This window comes from Mesorhizobium sp. M7A.F.Ca.MR.362.00.0.0 (assembly GCF_004023175.1).
Lineage (GTDB): Bacteria > Pseudomonadota > Alphaproteobacteria > Rhizobiales > Rhizobiaceae > Mesorhizobium.
Map to the genome: position 1 here is coordinate 217 of NZ_RZTF01000848.1, position 532 is coordinate 748.

General features: G+C 61.1%; 1 pseudogene. It reads right to left on the reverse strand.

The features are described from left to right. Positions 1-433, reverse strand: a pseudogene (locus EOC06_RS38130) (IS21 family transposase); the annotation flags it as partial. Positions 434-532 lie beyond the last annotated feature (99 nt).

Consider the following 532-nt stretch of genomic DNA (forward strand, 5'->3'; position numbering starts at 1 on the left):
CGCCGGCATAGTCGACGAAGAGCTTGTCGCCGGCGGCATGGTTCTGCCGCATCGTTACTGGCAGGTTGGATGCCCAGCCCCGGTATAGATCACAAAAGCGGCTATAGCGGTAACCATCGGGGTGGCGAGCGATGTATTCGTCCCACAGGATCTGCAGCGTCACATGCTTGCGCTTCAGCTCGCGGTGCACATGAGCCCAATCCGGCTCCACGCTGCGACGGTGCCCTGTCTTCGTCCCGTTTGCCTTGTAGAGCGCGGCTTCCAGGACCGCGTCGGTGATCTCATCGCCAAGCGGCCAAACCAGCCCGGCGGTCTCCGCGCGACGAAGCGTTTCGCGCACAGTCGAGGGCGCAGCCCCGACCCTGTACGAGATCGCCTTGTGGCCAAGGCCCTCTTCAAATCGATATCTCAAAATCTCGCGGACACGCCGCATCGCCAATCTCTCCGCAGGCATTTCATTCCTTCTCCTGGACAACCCAAAAGAAGGAACATTTCACCAGCAGAGCACCACGCCCATACCCCCCTCCAAGGG